Origin of the sequence: Pseudomonas sp. 43A (assembly GCF_013363935.1) — a bacterium.
Taxonomy (GTDB): Bacteria; Pseudomonadota; Gammaproteobacteria; order Pseudomonadales; family Pseudomonadaceae; genus Aquipseudomonas; species Aquipseudomonas crudilactis.
Window position 1 is genome coordinate 4,150,860 of the sequence record NZ_CP054880.1, and the last position, 22,989, is coordinate 4,173,848.

16 protein-coding genes and 3 tRNA genes are annotated in these 22,989 nt (G+C 58.2%); 9 read left to right on the top strand and 10 right to left on the bottom strand.

Annotated elements, in window-relative coordinates; genetic code table 11:
* Window positions 1-58 precede the first annotated feature (58 nt).
* Window positions 59-5,542, bottom strand: a complete 5,484-nt coding sequence (locus tag HUW52_RS18140; protein ID WP_175555702.1) for an AAA family ATPase — start codon at window positions 5,540-5,542, stop codon at window positions 59-61.
* A gap of 343 nt (window positions 5,543-5,885) precedes the next feature.
* Between HUW52_RS18140 and HUW52_RS18145 the strand changes: the two genes are divergently transcribed.
* The gene (locus HUW52_RS18145) at window positions 5,886-6,047 is read left to right on the top strand and encodes a hypothetical protein (RefSeq protein ID WP_175554464.1); all 162 of its coding nucleotides are present in this window, start codon (window positions 5,886-5,888) and stop codon (window positions 6,045-6,047) included.
* Window positions 6,048-6,438: 391 nt separating this feature from the next.
* Here the strand turns inward: HUW52_RS18145 and HUW52_RS18150 are convergent.
* From HUW52_RS18150 to HUW52_RS18185, 8 genes are all read right to left on the bottom strand, one after another.
* Window positions 6,439-6,525 (bottom strand) — tRNA-Leu (locus HUW52_RS18150).
* A 195-nt stretch (window positions 6,526-6,720) separates the two neighbouring features.
* Window positions 6,721-6,794, bottom strand: a tRNA-Cys gene (locus HUW52_RS18155).
* Window positions 6,795-6,839: 45 nt separating this feature from the next.
* Window positions 6,840-6,915, bottom strand: a tRNA-Gly gene (locus tag HUW52_RS18160).
* Between the two features lie 60 nt (window positions 6,916-6,975).
* Complete coding sequence (pgsA, locus tag HUW52_RS18165) at window positions 6,976-7,536, bottom strand: CDP-diacylglycerol--glycerol-3-phosphate 3-phosphatidyltransferase (RefSeq protein WP_007950102.1); 561 nt, start codon at window positions 7,534-7,536, stop codon at window positions 6,976-6,978.
* 32 nt (window positions 7,537-7,568) lie between these two features.
* The gene (gene uvrC / locus HUW52_RS18170; protein ID WP_016984199.1) at window positions 7,569-9,392 is read right to left on the bottom strand and encodes an excinuclease ABC subunit UvrC; all 1,824 of its coding nucleotides are present in this window, start codon (window positions 9,390-9,392) and stop codon (window positions 7,569-7,571) included.
* A gap of 2 nt (window positions 9,393-9,394) precedes the next feature.
* Window positions 9,395-10,036 (bottom strand): UvrY/SirA/GacA family response regulator transcription factor, encoded by a 642-nt coding sequence (gene uvrY / locus HUW52_RS18175; protein ID WP_016984198.1) that lies wholly within the window; start codon window positions 10,034-10,036, stop codon window positions 9,395-9,397.
* 127 nt (window positions 10,037-10,163) lie between these two features.
* Complete coding sequence (locus HUW52_RS18180) at window positions 10,164-10,607, bottom strand: N-acetyltransferase (RefSeq protein WP_016984197.1); 444 nt, start codon at window positions 10,605-10,607, stop codon at window positions 10,164-10,166.
* Entirely contained in the window at window positions 10,604-11,365 is a 762-nt protein-coding gene (locus tag HUW52_RS18185; RefSeq protein WP_175554465.1) for a carbon-nitrogen hydrolase family protein, read from the bottom strand. The genes HUW52_RS18180 and HUW52_RS18185 overlap by 4 nt, the downstream gene beginning before the upstream one ends.
* Window positions 11,366-11,980: 615 nt before the next feature.
* Here HUW52_RS18185 and HUW52_RS18190 point away from each other — a divergent pair.
* Window positions 11,981-13,051 (top strand): 3-deoxy-7-phosphoheptulonate synthase, encoded by a 1,071-nt coding sequence (locus HUW52_RS18190; RefSeq protein WP_175554466.1) that lies wholly within the window; start codon window positions 11,981-11,983, stop codon window positions 13,049-13,051.
* A gap of 51 nt (window positions 13,052-13,102) precedes the next feature.
* Here the strand turns inward: HUW52_RS18190 and HUW52_RS18195 are convergent, their stop codons facing one another.
* Window positions 13,103-14,182, bottom strand: a complete 1,080-nt coding sequence (locus HUW52_RS18195) for a hypothetical protein (RefSeq protein ID WP_175554467.1) — start codon at window positions 14,180-14,182, stop codon at window positions 13,103-13,105.
* 334 nt (window positions 14,183-14,516) lie between these two features.
* Between HUW52_RS18195 and HUW52_RS18200 the strand changes: the two genes are divergently transcribed.
* The 7 genes from HUW52_RS18200 to HUW52_RS18230 all read left to right on the top strand — a co-directional run bounded on the left by HUW52_RS18200 (window position 14,517) and on the right by HUW52_RS18230 (window position 22,972).
* Complete coding sequence (locus HUW52_RS18200) at window positions 14,517-15,395, top strand: triacylglycerol lipase (protein WP_016984193.1); 879 nt, start codon at window positions 14,517-14,519, stop codon at window positions 15,393-15,395.
* A 96-nt stretch (window positions 15,396-15,491) separates the two neighbouring features.
* Entirely contained in the window at window positions 15,492-15,773 is a 282-nt protein-coding gene (locus HUW52_RS18205) for a peptidylprolyl isomerase (RefSeq protein ID WP_003445034.1), read from the top strand.
* 133 nt (window positions 15,774-15,906) lie between these two features.
* Window positions 15,907-17,775, top strand: a complete 1,869-nt coding sequence (locus HUW52_RS18210) for an extracellular solute-binding protein (protein WP_175554468.1) — start codon at window positions 15,907-15,909, stop codon at window positions 17,773-17,775.
* Window positions 17,775-18,836: a microcin C ABC transporter permease YejB gene (locus HUW52_RS18215; RefSeq protein ID WP_016984328.1), complete on the top strand. Its 1,062-nt coding sequence runs from the start codon at window positions 17,775-17,777 to the stop codon at window positions 18,834-18,836. The genes HUW52_RS18210 and HUW52_RS18215 overlap by 1 nt, the downstream gene beginning before the upstream one ends.
* Window positions 18,836-19,858 (top strand): ABC transporter permease, encoded by a 1,023-nt coding sequence (locus HUW52_RS18220; protein ID WP_016984329.1) that lies wholly within the window; start codon window positions 18,836-18,838, stop codon window positions 19,856-19,858. The genes HUW52_RS18215 and HUW52_RS18220 overlap by 1 nt, the downstream gene beginning before the upstream one ends.
* Before the next feature lie 9 nt (window positions 19,859-19,867).
* Window positions 19,868-21,442 (top strand): ABC transporter ATP-binding protein, encoded by a 1,575-nt coding sequence (locus HUW52_RS18225; RefSeq protein ID WP_175554469.1) that lies wholly within the window; start codon window positions 19,868-19,870, stop codon window positions 21,440-21,442.
* A 123-nt stretch (window positions 21,443-21,565) separates the two neighbouring features.
* Complete coding sequence (locus HUW52_RS18230; RefSeq protein ID WP_175554470.1) at window positions 21,566-22,972, top strand: sigma-54-dependent Fis family transcriptional regulator; 1,407 nt, start codon at window positions 21,566-21,568, stop codon at window positions 22,970-22,972.
* Window positions 22,973-22,989: the final 17 nt, after the last annotated feature.

The window sequence follows — 22,989 nt, forward strand, 5'->3', positions numbered from 1 at the left end:
ATTGATTGTTTTGGCGGGCGTTTTTTTTGCGCCCCGGCCGATCTGCTCGATGCGCCTGTCAACCAACCATTTCGGCGGGCAGGACAAACTGAACAATCGCACCGCAGGGTTCGTTGGCGCAGGCCCAGAGTTGCCCGCCATGGATCTCGATGGTCGATCGGCAAATCGCCAGGCCCATGCCCAGGCCACTGGGTTTGGTGGTGTAAAACGGCGTGAAGAGATGTTCACAGGACTGCGCGCCGAACCCCGGCCCGGAATCGCTGACGCTGACCCATACCTGCCCCGTCTCCGTGATCTGCGTGCGCAAGCCCAGCGCTCTCTCGCCGGCACTTGTGCTGCCCATGGCCTCCAGCGCATTCATCATCAAATTGAGCACCACCTGTTGCAGTTCGACCCGATCGCCGTTGACCCGAGGCAACCCGGGCAACAGCTGCAAGTGAACCGCTACATCGCCCTTCTGGGCCTGACCGCGAGTGATTTCAATGACTTCGCCGATAACGTCGTTGAGGTTGACCGACTCCCTGGGTTGTGGCGATTTGCGGATCAGCCCGCGGATGCGCGCCAATACCTCACTGCCCCGATTGGCATCCTTGACGATACGTTCAAGGCACAATCGCACTTCCTCGATGTTCGCTGGCTGGGCGGTCAGCCAACGTACCGCCGCCTGCGCACTGGCGAGTGTCGAGGCCAGCGGTTGACTGACTTCGTGAGCGATCGATGCGGCAAGCTGGCCCATCGTCGCGACGCGACAGGCATGCGCCAGTTCCGCCTGAATCTCGCGATAACGCTGCTCGCTTGCGCGATTGCTGGCTTCGGCGAGTTTGCGCTCGGTCAGATCAAGGACGAACGCAACGCCCTGCTGCTGACTGCTTTCAAGTATGGCCAGACCGACGAGCGCCGGCAGGCGGCTGCCATCCTTCCTGAAGTATTGCTTCTCGAATGGCGGCGCGTGCCCGGTTCGCACAGCGTCGGCCATGGCCTTTTCGCTGACATCGCGAAACTCCGGCGGGGTCATTTCTCGCCACCGCACACGCCCCGAAACCACATCCTCGCGCGTGTACCCGACCATGCGCAGAAATGCGTCATTGGCTTCGACAATCTCGCCCTCAGTCGTCCAGAACAAGATGCCGATGATATCGGCGTCAACCAGACGGCGGATTTTCGCCTCGCGCACTGCAATATCACGGTACAGACGCGCATTGACCAGCGAGATGGCCCCCTGCGAAGCGACCAGTTTCAACGCTGCAATCCGCGTCGGGCTGAACACTCGCGAGCTCAGATTGTTCTCCAGGTACAACGCGCCGATCAGCTTCGCCTGGTGCATCAGCGGCAGGCACAGAACCGAGCGTGCGCAGTGCTCGATGACGTAAGGGTCGACGGCGAACGGCGGCTCGGCCAGCGCGTCATCCAGGAACAGATTCTCCTGGGTACGCAGCACATGGAAAAGGATCGACTGAGGTATCAGCGCCGCACTCACCGGCTCATCACGAAGGGCCAATTGCGTGGTGTCATCGCGGGTCGTCGCTTCGGCAACAATCCGCTGTTCACCGGCCTGCGTCAGGATCAACACACCGCGCTCGGCGCCCGCCTGTTCGATGGCTGTGCGCATGATCATTTCGATCAGCCGCTCCAGGACGATCTCACTGGACGCCGCTTGCGAGACCTTCAGCACTGTGGTGAGGTCCAGCTGTTCGACCGGTGTGGCGATTGTGGTGGTGGGCCCGAGTACCGGTTGTTCGACGCGCAGAAACGGATGGTCAGCCTCCAGTTGCCGAACCTTGCCCTCGGCTCCCCAGCGTCGATAGCCGTAACAGGCATCCTGCAGGTACATTCGGGCAATTTTTCCCAGGCCACGCTGCGTATAAAAGCGCGACGCCAGTTCATTGGCCAGAGCTTCGATGTGCAAAAAACCAGTGTTCTGCGCCAGATGAATAGCCTGTTCATAGGCCTGCTCGGCGTCCAGGTATCGGCCTTCAATACGTGCCATTTCACCGGCCACCAGCGTGGCGTGACTGGCGTAGTTCTGCGCGCAGAGATCAGCCCACACCTGCAGTTGCCGATGGTGCATGCCAATGTCTGCAAGGGATGCCTGTCGGGTTTGGGCAGAGGCAGCGCTGCACAGGCCGGCAGCTGTCAGGGCGCTGTAGAAGGAGTATTCGGCCTCTTCAATGAATGCGTGTGACGACCGCAACAACTTCTGAGCAATCAGGCCCGCCTGGGTGGCCGCTGGGTAATCACCCGCGAAATAGCTGGCTTGCAACCTGCGAATCGAACGCCAACAAGCGGACACCAGCGAGGTGGAGGTCTGGCGATGCTCGTTACCAAGGTCAGAAGGTGGCGCAGCTTCGAGTCGGCCGAAGGGTCGCGTCTGGCCACGCAGCATCTGGATAAACCCCAACTGTACTTCGATGAAATCGATGCCCAGACCAAAGCCTATTTTCCGGGCGTAGGCCAGACCGCGTTCGGCTTCGCCTTGCAGTTCGGCCAACGGTTCGCCAGTGGCCAACAGATTGGAGACCAGACTGTTACCGGCGAAAGCGCCAACCGGCAAATCGCCCGTGCGGTTGGCCACCTCGAACACTTGACGCAATGGCGCAACACAGGTGCGCACCGGTTGAACCCAGCGTTGGGCAAACAGCAAAAACGCCAGCTGAGTGCGCGCCTGATAACGTTCCAGGCCTCGCCGCTCGACCAGTCGACAGCCAAGCTCAGCGAAAGCCAAACCCGCCGGATAATCGGCAAAACGCCGTCCGGCGATCCTCGGAACGTTGGCATAGGCCACGCACGAAGCATCGCTATTGCCGTGCTCGATACTCAGGTTGATCGCCCGGCAGATAGCCAGGCCGGGAAGATTACCGTCCATGTGCAGCGCCGCCACAATCAGCTTGGACAACGCCTCAAGAGTGGCCAGAGCAACGGCGTCTTCCATGGGCGGCAGGTCGATCAACGCCTCGATGCTTCTGCCGCCGAGCTGACGCTCGATGCGCAGGTATTCGTCTTCCACCTCTGCGTCACCGGGATGTGCCGGCCAGTCGATGCCCAGATGACGCAGGAACGCCAGACAGACCGCCACCGCGTCGTGACTCTGATCCAGCATCAGGTAGAGATCGACTTGCAGGCAGGCGACCTGAGTGCGCTCAGGCAGTGTCAGGGCGCGCCGTGATAAGCGCTTCAAGCGCGCTTCGGCGGCAGGCAACTGCCGGGTGAGAAATTCGCACAGGGACCGGCCGGACTCCAAAGCGAACAGCAATTGACGCTGACACTCCCACCCTGTGTCCCCCAGCAGGTCTGAACCGAGGGCGAAATACTTCAGCGCCGATGCGTAGGCCGTCGAAGCCCGAGCGCGTTGCCCCGCCAACAGGTTCAACTGTGCCAGTTGTTCGCGCTCCTCCTGTTCGTCCATCAACACGGCGCCACGATTGAGCTGGCCAACGATCTCGAAAATCGCTTCTTCGCGCTTTCGTGCTGGCGTCCGCGCAACCAATATTCGACCGATTCGCAGATGGCTTTGCGCGCGCGATGTTTCTTCAATCAACAGATAAGCCGCTTCCTGAACCCGGTCGTGAACGAATCGATAGACGTTATCCTGACGCGTGATCAGTTCATGACGAACCGCTTCCCACAACTGTGAATGAATCTGCGAGGCAGCCACGCCTAGAACGGTTGAGAGCGTGGCGACGTCAGCGACGTTGCCCAGGCACGCCAACTGCTGCAAGACTTGCTGCGTCTGGGCGGGTAACCGCGCCAGTTTACCGATCATCAGATCGGCCACGTTATCGGTATAACCTTGAGCATCAATACAGTCTGCATCCCAGACCCAGCGTCGGACTTCATGGTCGTAGGCCAGCAGGCCCTGCTCGACGAGCGTTTGCAAAAACTGAATGACGAAAAAGGGATTGCCCGCCGTTTTGTCCAGAATCAATTGCGCGAGCGGCGCGATGCAGGAACGTTCGGACTGTGACGACTCCGCGAGCAACTGCTCGATGTGCGACCGGGCAAGGGGCGCCAGAGTCATCTCCTGCACCCGCCCCCCCGCCGTTTTTATCGACTGCAGCCGGGCCGTCAACGGGTGCGAGGCATCGACTTCATTACTGCGATAAGCACCAATCAACAGCAAATACTTCACGTCCGACCGGGTCAGTAGCTCCTCAAGCAAGTGGAGCGTGGCGAGATCCAGCCACTGCAAGTCGTCAAGAAACAGCGTCAATGGATGTTCGGCCCGGGCAAACACGCCGATGAATCTACGCAATACCCGCAGGAAGCGTCGCTGCGCCTGAGGCGGTTCAAGATCAGCGACTGCGGCCACTTCTCCGATGATCAACTTGAGTTCCGGGATCAGCTCCGTCATGAGCCACGCCTCAGCACCGAGCGCCGCCAGCAATTCCTCGCGCCAACCGGCCAACTCGGCGTCGCTTTTGCTCAGCAACGTGCGCACCAGGCTTTGAAAAGCCTGCACCAGGGTCGAATAGGGCACATCGCGTTTGTACTGGTCGAATTTGCCACAAGCAAACAGCCCGCGTGCCGGAATCAAGGTTTGATGCAATTCACTGACCAACGAAGACTTGCCGATGCCCGAATAACCGGAGATCAGCACCCACTCGGGCTGGCTACTGACCGTCATGCGTTTAAAAGCGGCAATCAGGGTCTCGACCTCGGATTCGCGCCCGTAGAGCTTCTCGGGAATCAGCAAGCGGTCGAACATCCCCCGTTCATCCAGCGCAAATTCGCTGATTGACTGCTGCCGTTGCCAGTGCTGCATACAGCGGCGCAAATCCTGCTCGACCCCGGTCGCGGACTGGTAACGCTCTTCAGCGGTCTTGGCCAGTAACTTCATGACGATCTGCGAAAGCATCTCGGGCACGGTGGTGACACGCACATTCGGTGGCATTGGCTTGCGCGCGATATGGCAATGCAACCACTCCATCGGGTCGGCCGCAGCAAACGGCAGCGAACCGGTGAGCATTTGATAGAGAGTGACGCCGAAGGCATAGAGGTCGCTGCGCGAATCAATCGAGCGATTCATCCGCCCCGTCTGCTCCGGGGCCATATACGCCAGCGTGCCGGACAACGTCTCGGGCGGTTCCGGTGCCTGTCGCTCGCGAGGCAATCGCGACGCCAGGCCGAACCCGGTGAGCCGTGCGTGACCATCGTCACAGTTGACCAGAATATGGGCAGGCTTGATGTCTTTGTGAATCAGCCCGCAGTTGTGCAGCTTGCCCAGCGCTACGGAGATGCTGATGGCCAACCGCAAAAAAGTCTCGGTTTGCATCGGCGCCGAGAGTAATTCGGCAAGCAGCACGCCACCGGGGTCTTCGAGCACCAGCTGCACTGTGCCATTTTCACGCAGCAACTCCAGCGGGCGAGCCGCCCACGGGCTCTGCAGTTCATCCTTAAATGAATACTCGTGGGCCAGGCGATCAAGGGTGGTGCGCCAAGGTTGCTCCGCTGCCGTCGAGGCAATGAGAACGTTCACGTCCAGACCGTCACCCGCACGTTTGCGCCGACAGAACATGCGCTCTCCGTCGTCCCACAGAACCTGCACACCTTCATTCATCGCCATCGCAGCCATTGGTAAATGCTTGATCATCGGACACCGTTACCTGGCTGCCAGCTGGCGCCATTGCTAACCGTAGCTGAGAGAAACGCGAAGAAAAAATCGACAGAAAATCTTTGCAGGAAAACCGATATGCGGCAATCAACCATAGGTGTTAGCAGAGGGGCGGTTCAACAGATTGTGGTGCGTGCTCCCTGCGCAAATCAAAGATTGCAGCGAGCCCTGTCGTAGCACAGATCAAGCACCCGGGGATGAACATACGTTCATCGAAAACAGCGAGCAACGCGTCTACCCTGCGGGTTCCGACATAGTGACTACAGGAGTACCCACCATGTTCTCGCACGAAAGCATTCCACTGATTATCATCTTCATCATCATGTTGCTGGCCGTGCTTGTGGCCTTTCTGCACCCGGTTCATGCGTTTTACAGTTGGCTTCGCAGACGAAGGGAAAGATCTGCCGCCGAGATCGCGCGCGAGGCAGATCCGCGCTGACGTTTCGCGTGACAAGCCCGGCGACGCTCGGGCTTTTTGCTTCCTGATCAGCGCAAACAAAAAACCCGGCGCCAGGCCGGGTTTCTTCGTTACTCTTCATCCGCGTGGCCAGATGGCTTATTGGCCTGTGTGCAATGATCCCGCAAGGGGTTGTTTGAAGGTGGAAGATATTGGGGGGGCAAATGTCAGATACATCATTCAAACCGGACTAATTCGCCCTGGCGTTGATTTATCAAAATCTTGCAGCCGCCCTCACAGTCATATCGAACTGGGGAAAGACTGAATGATGTACAAAAAAGAAGGTGTGTAGGCGCGGATTAAAGAAAAAGCCCCGTCGGGTCTATGCCAGCGGAGCTTTCTGATAGGTCTGGAGAAGACCTGAGTGCGTATATGGTGCCCGAAGCCGGAATCGAACCGGCACGCCCTTACGAGCGGGGGATTTTAAGTCCCATGCGTCTACCAGTTTCGCCATTCGGGCGGTAGCGCGGTTTTGCTCTCTTCAACCGCCGAGTCGCAATCCTGACAGGATCGGGCTTTGGCAGCAGAGCGGGAAATATATACATCACTTCCCGGTGACGCAAGTTCGCAGTGGCCGCTTTTCAAAACTAAATCTTGCAGCGCACTGGAAATAAAAAAGCTCCGTAAATCATGGATCTACGGAGCTTGTTTATAGTGGAGGCCGAGGTCGGAATCGAACCGGCGTAGGTGGATTTGCAATCCACTGCATAACCATTTTGCTACTCGGCCTCAAAGCATTTGCTGTCAGTAGCACAACAACAAACACGTACAAACTGGAGCGGGAAACGAGACTCGAACTCGCGACCCCGACCTTGGCAAGGTCGTGCTCTACCAACTGAGCTATTCCCGCTTGGTGTGGCGCATTCTATAGATTTCAGAAGCCCCGTCAACCCTTTGATTCAAAAAAGTTTTATTTCTTTTCAACATCGGTTTTCAGATGTGGCCAGGCCGCGCGAAGGTATTGAACCATGGACCATAAAGTCAGGCCTGCGGACACCATCAACAACGCGTAACCCAGTATCACCCAGAAGCTGAAGTCCTTTGGATTGGCCAACAGGATTACCAGTGCCAGCATTTGCGCAGCGGTTTTCCATTTGCCCAGGTTCGAGACTGCGACGTGAGCACGGGCGCCAAGTTCGGCCATCCATTCACGCAGTGCCGAAACGACGATCTCGCGACCAATGATGACGGCCGCAGGCAAAGTCAGCCACAGATTGCCGTGCTCCTGCACCAGCAGCACCAATGCCACGGCGACCATGAGTTTGTCGGCCACCGGATCGAGAAACGCACCGAACGGAGTGCTTTGTTCGAGGCGGCGCGCCAGGTAGCCGTCCAGCCAATCAGTCGCTGCCGCAAAGGCAAACACCGAGGCGGAGGCCATGTAACTCCACTGATAAGGCAGATAGAACAGCAAAATGAAGATCGGAATGAGCAGAACGCGTAGAACGGTAATCAGATTAGGGATATTCATCGGCACAACTGGCTACGAGGTGAAGGGGCATTCTACTCGCTATGCAGGTTTGCATAAATCGACTCTGCGAGCTTTTTACTGATCCCCGGGGCTTTGGCGATCTCTTCGATGCTTGCACGAGTCAGCTCCTGCAATCCACCAAAATGTTTCAACAAGTCGCGACGTCGGGTCGGCCCGACCCCCGCAACGCCTTCCAGGGTTGACGTACGACGGGTCTTGCCGCGACGTGCGCGGTGTCCGGTAATTGCAAAACGGTGAGCCTCATCGCGGATCTGCTGAATAAGGTGCAATGCCGGCGAGTCACCGCGCAACGTAAACTCGTGCGCTGCATCATTCAGATACAACGTTTCGAAGCCAGCCTTGCGTGTAGCGCCTTTGGCGACACCCAACAAGATCAGATCCGGTACCGCCAACTCGTTGAGCACATCACGAGCCATCGAGAGCTGACCCTTGCCGCCGTCGACCAACAGAATGTCCGGCAATTTGCCCTCGCCTTCCTTGAGTTTGCTGAAGCGTCGCGTCAGGGCCTGGTGCATGGCGGCATAGTCGTCACCCGCCGTCACACCCTCGATGTTGTAGCGTCGATAATCCGATTTGATCGCACCTTCCGGGCCAAAGACCACGCACGAAGCGACTGTCGCCTCACCACTGGAGTGACTGATGTCGTAGCACTCCAGACGTTGTGGTGGCTCATCCAGCTTCAATACTTCAGCCAAGGCCTCAAAACGCGCGGCGGTGTGCTGACGATTGGCCAGGCGAGCGCTCAATGCCTGTTCCGCATTAGTAACGGCCAACTGCTGCCAACGCGCGCGGGTGCCGCGCACCCGATGACTGATGGCCAGTTCACGGCCACGCAGTTCATGAATCGCCTCGATCAATGTCGGAAAATCCTCGTGCACGACGTTGACGATAAGTTCGCTAGGCAAGTCGCGTTCCGGACTACTGATGAAGTACTGCCCGAGAAACGCCGCCATCACTTCAGAGACGTCTTCTTCGATCCCGACTTGCGGGAAGAAATTCTTGCTGCCCAACACGCGCCCGCCACGAACGCTGATCAGATGTACGCAGGCACCGCCCGGGTTGACGAATGCGGCGATGACATCGATGTCACCGGTGCCACCTTCCATGCTCTGTTGATCCTGCACCCGGCGCAGCAATGCGATCTGGTCACGCAACTCGGCGGCACGCTCGAACTCAAGGTTGATGGCGGCCTCTTCCATCGCCGTAGACAGCTCGTTGGTCAGCGCATGGCTGCGCCCTTCAAGGAACATCACCGAGTGACGCACGTCTTCGGCGTACACATCCGGCTCGACCAGCCCGACACAAGGCGCTTTGCATCGCTTGATCTGATACTGCAAACAAGGACGGGTGCGGTTCTTGTAGTAACTGTCTTCACACTGGCGAACGAAAAAGGTCTTTTGCAACAGGCTCAGGCTTTCGCGGATGGCGCCGGCGCTCGGATAGGGCCCGAAGTATTTGCCCTTGGCCTTTTTTGCCCCGCGATGAATGCTCAGGCGTGGAAACTGACCGTCGGACAGAAAGACATAAGGGTAGGATTTGTCGTCGCGCAACAGGATGTTGTACGGCGGCCGCCATTCCTTGATCAGAGTCTGTTCAAGCAGCAACGCTTCGGTTTCGTTGGCGGTGATGGTCGTTTCGACCTGAGCGATGCGCCCGACCAAAGCAGCCGTTTTCGGCGCAAGACCCGTCTTGCGAAAGTAGCTCGCCAGGCGTTTCTTGAGGTTCTTGGCCTTGCCGACGTACAGCAGACGCGCATCGCTATCGAACATGCGATAGACGCCGGGGCGCCCGCTGACAGTTGACAGGAAAGCGCCGGAATCGAATGTTTCAGTCATGGTCAGAGGCTGGCATCAACCATGCCGTGACGAACCGCCAGAAGCGTCAACTCGACATCGCTGCTGATCGAAAGCTTCTCGAAAATACGGTAGCGATAGGTGTTGACGGTTTTCGGCGACAGACACAACTTGTCGGAAATGATCTGGACCTTCTGACAACCGACAATCATCAACGCGATCTGGATTTCTCGCTCGGACAAGGCGTCGAAAGGCGAATCGTTGGACGGTTGAAACGACTTGATCGCCAGTTGCTGGGCAATCTGCGGACTGATATAGCGCTGCCCGGCAAAAACCAGCCGAATGGCTTGCACCATCTCCGGCAAGCCGGCGCCCTTGGTCAGATAACCCGCAGCGCCAGCCTGCAGCAACCGCGTAGGAAAAGGATCCTCTTCGCACACCGTAACAGCGACCACTTTGATGTCCGGATGGCTGCGCAGCAGTTTTCGCGTGGCCTCCAGGCCGCCGATGCCGGGCATCTTGACGTCCATCAGCACCACATCGGGTTTCAACTCTCGGGCCTTGATCAGGGATTCTTCCCCGGATTCGGCCTGGCCCACCACCTGCAAGCCATCAATATCGGCCAGCATCCGTGTAATGCCTGTACGAACGAGATCATGGTCATCGACCACTAGCACCCTAATCAAGCAGACACCTCGCGATATGGTCTTATTGGGATGCCGGACACCTTAGCAAAAAGTGCCCGACAGACCTAGCGGAAAGCCGCATTTAAAAAGTTTCAATTAATCATTGAGGGCTTGCCGGCCGTGGGTTTCAGAGCACAGGTGTACTGATATCCAGCTGCATTCGCAGAAAACACTCGTCCTCGCCCTGTACACGTAGTCCTTTTCTTTCGTACAAGTTTCTTGCCGGATTATTTTCGAACACGGTAAGGCGCAGAGCTCGGCGCCTTTCTTTAAGCGCCATGTCGATAACCTGATCAATCGCCCAGGAACCAGCGCCCTGCCCCTGAAACGCTTCAGAAATCTGCAATTCCCGAATGTAGAGTGCACGCAGATCCCGGCTGAGACTGAGAAACCCCAGCGCCAGCTCACCCCGCACTATCAGCCAGTTCTGTCGCCCTGGCCACGCTACGTCAAACGCTTCATCCTGCCATAACAGGTCATGGTGAATGTAGTAACGCAGCATGTTCTGACAGGTGAGATCGCGGGCAAATCCCAGGTCCTCTGGAGCGGCAAGACGTAAGCGGAATGTCATCGGGCTTGTGTAACAGGAACAACCCGTCCCTGCCATACACCTTCATTACGCTGAGCGACGACCAGAAGATCGCCCGTCCCCGGAGCTGCAACAATTAGCGAACCGTCTTCGGACCAGATGCAACTGCGCCCGGCGGATTGCCAACCGCCGGTCAGCCCACCGTGATTGGCCATTAGCACAGCCATCGAGTGTTGCCGGGCGTAGCCCTGAAGTATTGCCGTATCGACTGCGTAACCTTTCTCGCTGATCAATACACCGGCTGCGTACAGGTCAGCGCCCTGATCGGCGGCCGCCGCGGCATGGCTGGCATGCGTGAAATCGGCGCACACCGCCAACGCGACGACGTCCCCGTCGATATTCAGCGTCGGGCCACCGAAACCGGGTGCAAAAACAAGTTCCTCGCCCGTGTGCAAATGCTGCTTGCTGTACACGCCGAGAGAACCATCCGCGCCCAGAACCAGAGCGCCGATCAGCGCCGAAACACAGCCCTCCAACCGGATGGGCATACCGACAACGGCAGTTACCCCAAGCTTTCGGGCCAAATCCCTAAGAGGTTGCAACACGGCATCTTGCGGTTCGATCGCCAAAGCTGCGGCGGTTTCTCCTTCATAGCCAGTCAGCGACAACTCGGGAAAAACCAGTAGCTCAACACCCTGCTCCGCTGCTGCCTCAATGAAGCGGCAATGTCGGGCAATGTTCCCGGGGAGGTCGCCAGCAAGGGAGAGGCTTTGGGCAGCGGCAATGGTCAGTGTCGACACGTTTCATCCTTGGCAATCAAACAATACGCTGAGTGTCGCCACTCTTGCCCAAATCAGGCAATAGGCATTTTGTTGATAACGCGATAGCAATTTCTGATTGCTGAGCCACATCGGCCTCTAGTAAGCTCGGCCCATTCATCGGAGACAGATCATGTTCAGCACCCTTTCACAGCTTCGTACCGCCAGCGCCCTGCGCTCGGTTGCGGCTGTCCGGGTGAATGACGTTTGCGCTCCGGTCAGCTTTTATTTTGGGTATTGGTTTAGCCACTGGCGCGCCTGATACCCAAACGGCGCCCATGATAACGGGTCGCCAACCAGAGATTTCTCAACCCCCGGTCGGCCTCCCGACCGGGGGTTTTGTTTTTTCAAGCCCGAATTTTTCAGTAATACACCAGACACTTTGAGGACTCACGAAATGAACTACGCCACTTATTACCGTTACGACAGCTTTAGCGCCTGGCGATTTACCAGCCTCCGCTCGGGACAGCCTGCCGCCTCCGATCGGTCACCTACAGGTGGCAAACACGCCCACATTGCCAATACGGCCAATTGTCGAACACCCCAGTAGGGCCGAGCGCGCGGGAAGAACCCGCCGCCAGCCCAGGAAGACCGAATATGAACTCGTCCGTTTCTGCTCTGCCATTGTCCACCCTCGATTGCGCCAACGAAGCGCTGACCGTGCGTCTGCCCAGTTCGTTGCAACTCAAACAGCAATTGCCCTTGAGCAATGCCTTGAGTCAACAAGTCGCCGCCCATCGCGAGGCGGTTCGCGCAATCCTCAACGGTGATGATCAACGTCTGCTGATAATCGTCGGCCCCTGCTCTATCCACGATCCCCAGTCTGCACTCGAATATGCCGGAAAACTGTCACGACTGGCCGAACAGGTCAGCGACAAAATGCTCCTGGTGATGCGAGCCTACGTCGAGAAGCCGCGCACTACCGTTGGCTGGAAAGGCCTGGCCTATGATCCGCATCTGGATGGCAGTGATGACATGGCCGCTGGCCTGGCACTGTCCCGTGAACTGATGCTGGAAATGATCCGCCTCGGTCTGCCCGTGGCGACCGAGCTGCTGCAACCCCTGGCGGCCGGCTACCTTGACGATCTGCTCAGTTGGGTTGCCATTGGCGCACGCACCACCGAATCTCAAATTCATCGCGAAATGGCCAGTGGTTTGAGCATGCCTGTAGGCTTCAAAAACGGCACTGACGGCGGCGCAGCCGTAGCTGTCGATGCCATGCGCTCAGCAGCCCATCCTCATCGGCATTTCGGAGTAGACAGCCAGGGTCACCCGGCGATCATTCAGACACCAGGCAACCCTGATACTCATTTGGTCCTGCGCGGCGGTCATCACGGCCCCAATCATGATCGAGAGAGCATTGCCGGAATCCACGCTGACCTGAACCGGCTGAAGGTCCCGAACCGGATCATGGTTGATTGCAGTCACGCCAACAGCGGCAAGGATCCATTACGCCAGCCAGGCATTTTCAATGAAGTCCTTGAGCAACGCTTGCAGGGCGATAGCTCTCTGATCGGCATGATGCTGGAGTCTCATCTGTTCGAAGGCTGTCAGCCGCTGAGTGCCTCGCTGCGGTACGGTGTATCGATCACCGATGGCTGTCTCGGCTTTGACGCAACGCAACAATTGCTGCTTGATGCAGCTCAGCGTATTGACGCACACCACTGAAATTGACGGCACCACCCTCCGGTCAAAGAACCGGAGGGTGGTCCGCTACAGCTACGCCTCCAGCAGGACCTGCGTCACCGCAGAGTCCTGACTGACATCATCCAAACGCTCAACCGTATAGGCAACACGCACGATCGACCCGTGATGCTCGCGCCAGAAGCGGTGTGGCACGATAAAGATAAGCGGCTTGCCGGCGGTTTCCCGCGTAATTTCGCGGTCATCGCGGTGATTGAATAAATCGCCATCACACTTGAGATAGACCAGCTCGCCTTCTTGCGTCCGGGCATTGCCGATCACAACGGTGACGCCATCAATGCAATCCTGCACCAATAACACGCCATCCTCAGCTTCAAGCACATCGGGCGCGTCCAGTTGACCATGCAGCAAGGCGCTGATGAGAACTCTCGCAGGATCGGATTCGAGCACCGCCCCACCCTCTCGCTCGACTCGATAGCGTACCGTCACCTCGCCTCCAAGATGTGCTGCTATGTACTCACGCGGGATCCAGAATGACAAGGTGTCGGCAACAGCGAAGGCTTCGACCTTCAACCGATCACTGAATGATAGTGGCGAGGTGTCTCCAGACCACATCAACGCAATGTGGTCACCTGCCGTCATTTGGGCATAAGGCTGGAGAGTGACGAGAGCACCTTCCGTGACCCGTGCCGGATCCAGTGTCCCGGCGACTGCGTCCACAATATGTGGAGCCAGCAGTTGCGGCCGTGTATCACCGACAGACAATTGCACGCGCGCAGACGATGCGGGCTCGGTCAGGCCGGCGCTGAAAAGTGTCCAGTAAACCTCCAGTGAACCGCCATCCAGTGCAGCAATATGCAGCCCCTTGATCACGAAAATGATGTCTTTGCCAACCTGGGCCTCACTGACATGCCGCGTCATTTCGTGGTGATAGGCGAAGCCCTCTATATCAAGCCCTTCCCAGCGCAAAAGCAACTGATCGCCAGACGCCATGTTCGGATAAGGGGCAATACGGACGACGACCTTGCCCAGCGAAGGATCAAGTACGCGCCCTTCCCGCGCTTCGAGTGTCGCTGCCGGCAGCAACACTTTGGCGGCGAGAGGGCTGGCGGGGTGGCGCATCCGGTAGCAAAACTCGATTTCATGCGTGTTCATTGTTGGCTCCATGCCTTGGACTAACGCTGCCTTCATTGACGACGTCGACAGCCAACATTCAACGCGATTGTTCGTGCTCTGGATATCAGCCCGATACGCCGCAGACACGAGGTAAAAGCTACGAGCCCAGTAGGCAACCGACGCTAAATCGACTTCGGCCAGGCGCGAGACCGCCAGATCTTCCGATTTGGACTTCCCAAGTATCCGAAAAATCATACAGCCCATAGTCCAGATTCAACGGGCAAGTGAAGCCTCTTCTTACTTCTTAAACGAGTTGTGTGTTTTAGAGTGGCCCACAGATTTCCCGATGAACTTCTGAGAAAAAGGTAAGAACATGCAACGGAATGCTACAACTCGTTATCCCATCCTTCTGGTACACGGCCTGTTCGGATTTGAACGCATCGCCCATTTCGAGCTGTTCCATGACGTTAAGAGCGCCCTGAAAGCGGCTGGCAACCGAGTGTTCGTTCCCCACCTCAGCGCAACCCACGACAATGAAGTCAGGGGTGAGCAACTGTTGAAGCAGATCGATAGTGTCCTGCGTGGCACGCGTGCCAGAAAGGTCAATCTCATCGGGCACAGCCAGGGGGCTTTGGCTGCACGATACGCTGCAGCGCTTGCGCCAGACGCCGTCGCCTCGGTGACTTCAGTCAGCGGCCCGAACCACGGTTCGGAACTGGCGGACTTCCTGCGCAAGGCGCTGGTGCCAGGCCGACTACCGGAAATCGTCGCGCAAAACGTGGCAACACTGTTTGCCGATTTTCTGTCACTGCTCAGCGGTAGCGTAACGCTGCCGCAAAATGCACTGGCAGCGCTCAATGGACTGACAACCGAGGGCGTGGGCACTTTCAACGACAAGTTCCCCCAAGGGCTGCCCGGCACCTGGGGCGGGCATGGCGCAGCAAAGGTCAATGGCGTGCACTATTACTCGTGGAGCGGGGTGCTGCCGACAAACGAGACAAACGAGTTGCCGATTTGCGACCCGGTACGAGGCGTTTGCCAGGCGCTGTCACAATATTTCATGACTGAAGGAGAACAGAATGACGGTTTCGTCGGGCGTTTCAGCTCTCATCTGGGGCAAGTGATCCGTTCCGACTATCCGCTGGATCACCTGAGCAGTCTGCGCCGCAGTGCTGGCGTGGCCAACCGCGAACTCGATCCGATTGATCTTTACGTTGAACACGCCGCGCGCCTGCGAACTGCGAATCTCTGATCAGCCCACAACCCTGCGAACGGAACTTTGCCGAGAATTCGCCCACTGAATCCGGTAGGCTCCACACTTTACTGAAATAGACTGGAGAGTTTCCCCATGGCAAAAGCCACTGCCCGCCACATCCTTGTTGCCAGCGAAGACAAGTGCAACGAACTGAAGGCCCAGATCGAAGGCGGCGCCGATTTCGCCGAAGTCGCCAAGGCCAACTCCACCTGCCCGTCCAGCCGTCAGGGCGGTGATCTGGGTTCGTTCGGTCCTGGCCAGATGGTCAAGGAATTTGACACCGTGGTTTTCAGCGCGCCAATCAACGTCGTGCAAGGCCCGGTCAAAACCCAGTTCGGTTATCACCTGCTGGAAGTCACCAGCCGTCAGGACTGATCCGTCACCTGATTGCCAGCCAACGGCCCGCCTTCTGGTGGGCCGTTGTGTTTCAGTTACATATACGGCTGGCGACTGGCGTGCCTCTCGCGTACAACTTGCGCTTATCGATTTCCCGGTTCCTAGGCTGACAATGCGACTGGTTTTCCCCACATTGATGCTCACCGCCCTAGCCCTCCTGTCGGGCGCCGCCGGTGTGAACGCGGCCCCGCAACATGCGTTGACCGTTTATGGCGAACCCGCCAAATACCCTGTCGGTTTCAGTCATTTCGACTACACCAACCTGCAGGCTCCCAAGGGTGGGACGATGCGCCGCTCGGCGATTGAAATCGGTCACTTCGACCACGTCCTTCCTTATATAGACAAAGGCATCGGCGTCACCCAGATTGACGGCATGCTGTACTCGCCACTGGCCCAGCGCTCAATGGACGAGCCTTACACCGTCTACGGCCTGGTTGCGCAAAAGATGGAGCGCTCGGACGACGGTCTGTCGTTGCGTTTCTTCATCAATCCCAAAGCCCGCTTCGCCGACGGCAAACCGATCACTGCACAAGACGTGCGCTACACCTATGACCTGCTGATGACCCAAGGCAGCCTGCGCTATCGCACGCAGTTCGCCGACGTCAAAGGCGTCGCGGTCGAAGCACCGCTGACAGTACGATTTGACTTCAAAAGCAACGAAAACCGCACCCTTGCCCTGGATATCGCGACCCTGCCGGTGCTTCCCGAGCACTGGTGGAAGAGCCGCGATTTCGCCGGCGGTGGCGGTTACGAGCCGCCATTGGGCAGCGGCCCCTATCGCGTCGGCAAAGTCGATTCGGGGCGCAGCATCACCTTCGAGCGCAATCCGGATTGGTGGGGCAAGGACCTGCCGGTCAGTCGCGGCCTCTACAATTTCGATCACTTCAGTATTGAGTATTTCGGCGATACCGACGTCGCGCGCCAGGTGCTGCGCGGTGGCGCCTACGACTATAACCGTGAGTTCTCCGCCACCGGTTATTCGATCGGCTATGACAGCCCGGCGTTGAGTGACGGGCGCTTGCAAAAGGCCCACCTGGCCACTGAAGCGCCGCAATCGGCCCAGGGCTTTGTGTTCAACCTGCAAAAGCCGGTATTCAAGGATCGTCGCGTACGCCAGGCTCTGGCGATGTTGTGGGACTTCGAATGGAGCAACCGGCAGATGATGCGCAATCTGTACATCCGCCAGCAAAGCTACTTTTCCAACACCGATCTCGCGGCTCGGCAATTGCCCGATGCCCAAGAGCTGAAAATCCTTGAGCCATTGCGTGGGCAGGTGCCCGATGAAGTCTTCACACAAGTCTTCGAGGCACCGAAAACCGATGGTAGCGGCCTGATCCGTGACAAACAGTTGCAAGCCCTTGAACTGCTCGAGCAGGCCGGCTGGAAACCCGATGGCGATCGACTGGTAAATGCCGAAGATGAGCCGCTGAGTTTTACTTTCCTGGTCAGCCAGAACGGCATGGATCGTCTGTTGCTGCCATACAAGCGCACACTGAAACAGATCGGCATCGAGCTCAATATCCGGCGCATCGACTCCTCGCAATATGTCAATCGACTGATGAGTCGCGACTACGACATGATCGTCACCGGTTACCCCGTCACCACGGCTCCCGGTGGCGAGTTGCTCAACTATTTTGGTTCCGCCTCAGCCAACGACCCGGGGGCCAACAATTATATGGTGTTGAAAAACCCGGCGGTCGATACCTTGATCAACGGCCTGATCCGCGCTTCGACCCAATCCGACATGCTGCACTACGCGCACGCGCTCGATCGGGTCCTGCAATGGAATTACTACTGGATTCCCAATTACTACCCGCCCGGCACCTCGACGGTCTGGTGGAACCGATTCGGGATTCCGTCGGTGCAGGCAAGTAATGACGAGGCCATCGAGAGCTGGTGGGAAATCAGCAGCACACCGCTGACCAATCAGCAGATGACGGCTGAAAAAATCGCTCGTGGCAGACCCGGAGGGCCGCACTGATGTGGGGTTACATACTGCGGCGCCTGCTGCTGATCATTCCGACGCTGGTGATCATTCTGCTGGTCAATTTCGTGATCATCCAGGCCGCGCCTGGTGGCCCGGTAGAACAGGCCATCGCCCATCTGCAGGGGATCGGCGGCGCCAGTGTCGGTGGCGGTGCCAGCGAAACCATGAGCGGTACCTCCCGCGCCAGTCGAGGTCTCGATCCGCAACTGATCAAGGACATCGAAAAACAGTACGGCTTCGACAAACCGGCCCATGAACGCCTGTGGCTGATGCTGAAGAACTACGCACAACTGGATTTCGGCAAAAGCTTTTTCCGTGGCGCAACGGTCACCGACCTGATCCTGGAAAAAATGCCGGTAACCATTTCCCTCGGGCTATGGGCTACGTTGATCACTTATCTGGTGTCGATCCCGCTGGGGATCCGCAAGGCTGTGCACCATGGCAGTCATTTCGATATCTGGAGCAGCACCGCGATCATCATCGGCTACGCGATGCCGGCGTTTCTGTTTGCGATGTTCCTGATCGTGGTATTCGCCGGTGGAACGTCATTGAACTGGTTTCCGGTGCGCGGGCTGGTGTCGGACAACTTCGAATCGCTGTCGACACTGGGCAAGATCGCCGATTATTTCTGGCATCTGGTACTGCCGGTAACGGCGCTGGTGATCGGTGGGTTCGCCACGCTGACCATCCTGACCAAAAACTCGTTTCTCAATGAAATCACTCGCCAGTACGTGGTCACCGCACGCGCCAAAGGCCTGAGCGAACGCCGCGTGCTATACGGCCATGTGTTCCGCAACGCCATGTTGTTGGTGGTATCGGGCATTCCCCAAGCGTTCATCAGCGTGTTCTTTGCCGGCTCCTTGCTGATCGAAGTGATCTTCTCCCTCGACGGCCTCGGTCGCATGAGTTATGAAGCGGCCGTCTCCCGGGATTACCCGGTGGTGTTTGGCTCTCTGTTCATCTTCACCCTGTTTGGCCTGCTGATAAAACTGATCGGCGACTTGTGTTACACCCTCGTCGATCCGCGCATCGACTTCGCCGCGAGGAACGCCTGATGTTCAAGCTCTCGCCTTTGGGCCGTCGCCGTTTCGAGCGCTTCAAGAAAAACCGTCGTGGCTGGTGGTCGTTGTGGCTGTTTATCGGGCTGTTTGTGCTCACCTTGGGCGGCGAGCTGATTGCCAATGACAAACCGTTGGTGGTCAGCTATCAGGGCCAGTGGTACTTCCCGGTACTCAAGCGCCACACCGAGCAGGAGTTCGGCGGGCAACTGCCGTTCCAGGCCGATTATCGCAGCGACTATGTGCAGAATCTGATTCGCAAGGACGGTGGCTGGCTGCTGTTCCCGCCGATTCCATTCAGTGACGACACGCCGAACTACGACCTCAACAAACCGGCGCCGAGCCCACCGACGTCAGTCAACTGGCTGGGCACTGACGACCAGTCGCGGGATGTGCTGGCACGGGTGATTTTCGGCGCACGAGTATCGATCCTGTTCGCACTTATGCTGACCTTTGTCAGCGCGCTGATCGGCATCGCCGCCGGGGCATTGCAAGGCTACTACGGCGGCTGGGTCGATCTGCTCGGGCAACGCGTGCTGGAAGTCTGGTCGGGGCTGCCGGTGTTGTATCTGCTGATCATCCTCTCCGGTTTCGTCGAGCCGAATTTCTGGTGGTTGCTGGGGATCATGGCGCTGTTTTCATGGCTGGCACTGGTGGACGTGGTGCGCGCCGAATTCCTGCGCGGGCGCAATCTGGAGTACGTCAAAGCCGCCCGCGCGCTGGGCTTGAGTGATCGCAAAGTGATCTTCCGGCACATTCTGCCCAATGCCATGAACGCGACACTGAGCTACTTGCCGTTCATTCTGACCGGGGCGATTTCCACCCTTACCGCGCTGGATTTCCTCGGTTTCGGCATGCCCGCCGGCAGCGCCTCGCTGGGAGAGTTGATCGGTCAGGGCAAACAGAACCTGCAAGCTCCGTGGCTCGGGTTGACGGCGTTTTTCACCTTGGCGCTGATCCTTTCCTTATTGGTGTTCATCGGCGAAGCGTTGCGAGACGCGTTCGACCCTCGATCCTGAAGCGTGGCCATGACTGACAACCTGATTGAAATCCGTAACCTCAACGTTGCCTTCCACGGCCAGACCGTGGTGCGTGATCTGTGCCTGGACATTCGCCCCGGTGAGTGTCTGGCCCTGGTTGGCGAGTCGGGCTCAGGCAAATCGGTGACCGCCCATTCGATTCTGCAATTGCTGCCCGAAAGCGAAGCGCAAACCACTGGCAGCATTCGCTATCGCGGACAGGAATTGATCGGTGCCGATCCCAAGGTCTTGCGCGAACTGCGCGGCAACCGCATCGCCATGATCTTTCAGGAGCCGATGACCTCGCTCAATCCGCTGCACACCATCGAAAAACAGATCGGCGAAACCCTGCTGCTGCACCGCGGCCTCGGCGGCAAGGCGGCGCAACAACGCATCCTTGAACTGCTCGGGCTGGTGGGCATTCAGAAGCCTGGGGAACGGCTCAAGGCTTATCCGCATCAACTGTCCGGCGGACAACGGCAACGGGTGATGATTGCCATGGCCCTGGCCTGCGAACCGGAACTGTTGATCGCCGACGAACCGACCACCGCGCTTGATGTGACGGTGCAGCGCAAAATTCTCCTGCTGCTCAAGTCCTTGCAACAACGCCTGGGCATGTCGCTGCTGCTGATCAGCCACGACCTCAATCTGGTGCGCAGCATTGCGCAGCGTGTCTGCGTGATGAAGGCTGGGGAAATCGTCGAGCAGGCACCCTGCGAAACCCTGTTTACCGAGCCGAAGCATCCTTACAGCTGTGTGTTGCTCAACGCCGAACCGGAAGGTGAAGCGCTGCCTCGGGATGAGCGCGAGAACGTTCTGGAAGTTGAAGATCTGCGGGTCGAATTCGTTGTCGGTGGCGGGCTTTTTCAGCGCAAAAAGTACTTTTGCGCGGTGGACGGTATCAGCCTGAACATTCAACGCGGCAAGACGTTGGGCATCGTGGGGGAATCCGGTTCAGGCAAATCGACGCTCGGTCAGGCAATCCTGCGCTTGCTCGATTCCCAGGGCAGCATCCGCTTCCAGGGCGAAGCGCTCGATGGCCTCGATCAGAAAGAATTACGACCGTGGCGGCGGCAGATGCAGGTGGTGTTTCAGGACCCCTTCGGCAGCCTCAGCCCGCGAATGTCAGTGGCGCAGATCATCAGCGAAGGCCTGGAAGTGCATTGCGAGTCGACCGCCGAAGAATGCGATGAACAAGTGATCCGCGTGCTCAAGGAAGTCGGCCTCGACCCGCAGAGTCGCCATCGCTATCCGCACGAGTTTTCCGGTGGCCAGCGCCAGCGCATCGCGATCGCCCGGGCATTAGTACTCAAACCGGCGCTGATCCTGCTAGACGAACCGACTTCGGCGCTTGACCGTACGGTGCAAAAACAAGTGGTCGCCCTGCTCCGCCAGCTTCAGGAAAAACACGGTCTGACCTACCTGTTCATCAGCCATGACCTGGCAGTGGTGCGCGCGCTGGCCCACGATATGATCGTGATCAAGGACGGCAAAGTGGTAGAGCGTGGTGCCAGTCATGATGTGTTTGACGCGCCGCAGCATCCGTATACCAAAGAGCTGTTGGCGGCGGCGCATCCGGGTTAGGCATGATCCGGGCTAGTCGAACAACTAACAGGCTCCATTCCTGCAATGAAATGCGTTTCAGGTGCAGGAGTGAGCCTGCTCGCGATGGCGTCACAACAGGCGAAATACCTCAGGATCTGCCAGATGAACACCACCGAAAGCCTCAAGGACTACCAACGGGTTCGCACCCTGGCGATCCGCTCGCTGTTCGAGATCATCGAGCAGTCGAGCGAAGGCACGGTGATTGTCGATCGCGATGCCAACATCGTCTGGATGAACGAACGTTATGCCCGACGTTTCGGTCTCGAATCGGCTGCCGGCGCAATCGGCAAACCCTGCGAGAGCGTGATTCCCGGCAGTTTGCTGCGCGAAGTCGTGCGCACCGGCCGCCCCATTCTTCTGGACATGCAAGACACACCGAAAGAGCCGTTGGTGGTGATGCGCCTGCCGATCCACGACGATGCCGGCACGGTGATCGGTGCGATCGGCTTTGCCCTGTTCGACGAATTACGCACCTTGTCGCCAATGCTCAAACGCTACTTGAGCATGCAAGAGGAGCTGGCCTCGACCCGCTCTCTGCTGCGGGCACGGCAGACCAAATACAACTTCGCCCACTTCATCGGCACCAGTGCCGCCAGCCTCGAGGTCAAACGCCGCGCCCGACGCAGCGCCAGCGCCGAATCACCGGTGTTGCTGCTCGGCGAGACCGGCACCGGCAAAGAGTTGCTGGCCCAGGCCATCCACAGTGCGTCGCCGCGGGCACACAAAGCCTTCGTCAGTATCAATAGCGCGGCGATTCCCGAGGCATTGCTGGAAGCGGAGTTTTTCGGCACTGCGCCGGGCGCCTTCACCGGTGCCGACCGCAAGGGTCGTACCGGTAAGCTGCAAATCGCTCAGGGCGGGACGTTGTTTCTCGACGAGATCGGTGACATGCCGCTGCCCTTGCAGAGCAAACTGCTGCGTGTGCTGCAGGAAAAGGAGTTCGAGCCGGTCGGTTCCAACGACGTGATTCAGAGTGACGTTCGGGTGATTGCCGCGACTTCGACCGATCTGCAAGCGGCGATCAAACGCGGTGAGTTCCGCGCCGATTTGTACTACCGCCTCAATGTGTTGCCGATTCAGGTGCCGGCGCTGCGAGAACGTCTTGATGACCTGCCAGCGCTCAGCGAAGCCATTCTTGAAGAACTGCGCAGCCAGCATGAACTGCACGGTGATGCGCTGGCATTGCTCGGACAGCACGCGTGGCCGGGGAACATTCGCGAACTGCGCAATGTGCTGGAGCGAGCGGCATTGCTCAGTGATGACTTGATGCTGACCGAGCAGGATATTCGTGCGGCGATTGGCACGTTGACGCCGGTTGAGCGTGCGTCGACGGGTACCGTGGAAACGCTGGCTGGCGAGACATTTGCTCAGGCGCGGGAGCGATTTGATCGGCAACTGATTGAGGCAGCCCTTGCGCAATGTGCGGGGAACGTACCGAAGGCAGCGGCTCGACTGGGGCTGGGGCGGTCGACGCTGTACAAGAAGATGGTGGCGTTGGGGATTGCTTGAGTCTCTACACAGAGACA

Excerpts from the sequence above, each read along its gene's own strand:
- HUW52_RS18215 (WP_016984328.1), top strand. The coding sequence starts at position 17,775 with ATGTGGGGTTACATACTGCGGCGCCTGCTGCTGATCATTCCGACGCTG.
- HUW52_RS18225 (WP_175554469.1), top strand. The coding sequence starts at position 19,868 with ATGACTGACAACCTGATTGAAATCCGTAACCTCAACGTTGCCTTCCAC.
- uvrC (WP_016984199.1), bottom strand. The coding sequence starts at position 9,392 with ATGACTGAAACATTCGATTCCGGCGCTTTCCTGTCAACTGTCAGCGGG.
- HUW52_RS18200 (WP_016984193.1), top strand. The coding sequence starts at position 14,517 with ATGCAACGGAATGCTACAACTCGTTATCCCATCCTTCTGGTACACGGC.
- HUW52_RS18190 (WP_175554466.1), top strand. The coding sequence starts at position 11,981 with ATGAACTCGTCCGTTTCTGCTCTGCCATTGTCCACCCTCGATTGCGCC.
- HUW52_RS18230 (WP_175554470.1), top strand. The coding sequence starts at position 21,566 with ATGAACACCACCGAAAGCCTCAAGGACTACCAACGGGTTCGCACCCTG.
- HUW52_RS18145 (WP_175554464.1), top strand. The coding sequence starts at position 5,886 with ATGTTCTCGCACGAAAGCATTCCACTGATTATCATCTTCATCATCATG.
- HUW52_RS18195 (WP_175554467.1), bottom strand. The coding sequence starts at position 14,182 with ATGAACACGCATGAAATCGAGTTTTGCTACCGGATGCGCCACCCCGCC.
- HUW52_RS18220 (WP_016984329.1), top strand. The coding sequence starts at position 18,836 with ATGTTCAAGCTCTCGCCTTTGGGCCGTCGCCGTTTCGAGCGCTTCAAG.
- HUW52_RS18210 (WP_175554468.1), top strand. The coding sequence starts at position 15,907 with ATGCGACTGGTTTTCCCCACATTGATGCTCACCGCCCTAGCCCTCCTG.
- pgsA (WP_007950102.1), bottom strand. The coding sequence starts at position 7,536 with ATGAATATCCCTAATCTGATTACCGTTCTACGCGTTCTGCTCATTCCG.
- HUW52_RS18180 (WP_016984197.1), bottom strand. The coding sequence starts at position 10,607 with ATGACATTCCGCTTACGTCTTGCCGCTCCAGAGGACCTGGGATTTGCC.
- HUW52_RS18205 (WP_003445034.1), top strand. The coding sequence starts at position 15,492 with ATGGCAAAAGCCACTGCCCGCCACATCCTTGTTGCCAGCGAAGACAAG.